Source organism: Comamonas testosteroni (assembly GCF_000761245.1).
GTDB classification, from domain to species: Bacteria; Pseudomonadota; Gammaproteobacteria; order Burkholderiales; family Burkholderiaceae_C; genus Comamonas; species Comamonas testosteroni_C.
In genome coordinates this window covers 1-437 of record NZ_AWOR01000014.1, presented here as the reverse complement: position 1 = coordinate 437, position 437 = coordinate 1, and the positions used below count along the sequence as shown (strand labels likewise).

Sequence of the window (437 nt, the reverse complement as noted above, 5' to 3'; positions counted from 1 at the left end):
AGGGCCAGCAGTTCGTCTTCCATGAAGACTTTCTCAAGCATGCGGCTCAACGCCATTTGAGCTTCCACAACGGAACGCGCTACCCATTCGCGTCGCTGCTGCGGGTCCTGAAATACCAATCTCGGGGCTACACGGTTGGTAAGGGTGACCTGCTGAGGATTGCTCTGTGCTGCCATCGCATCCCATTGGAAACCTGGGATGACCTCGCCAAGGCAATCGGCGGCCAGTATGGCGAGAAGGTCAATCTGGACGAAAGCCAGCCGTTCTCGATTGAAGCAGCTTTGCAACTGCTCAGCAGCTCGGAACTCATGATTCCTGCCCAGGCCGAAGAAATGCCGGGAAGTGCGGAAGAGCTCCTGCAGAAGATTGGCATGCCATTTGAAGAACTGGCAGTCGCTTAAATCCACCCCTGGCCGCCGTGCCAGGGCCATCCGGCG

1 protein-coding gene is annotated in these 437 nt (G+C 57.4%); it reads left to right on the top strand.

Features of this window, described 5'->3' with window-relative positions; genetic code table 11:
• Nucleotides 1-401, top strand: a 401-nt coding sequence (locus P353_RS04860) for a hypothetical protein (protein ID WP_034366093.1), incomplete at its 5' end; no start/stop codon positions are given.
• Nucleotides 402-437 lie beyond the last annotated feature (36 nt).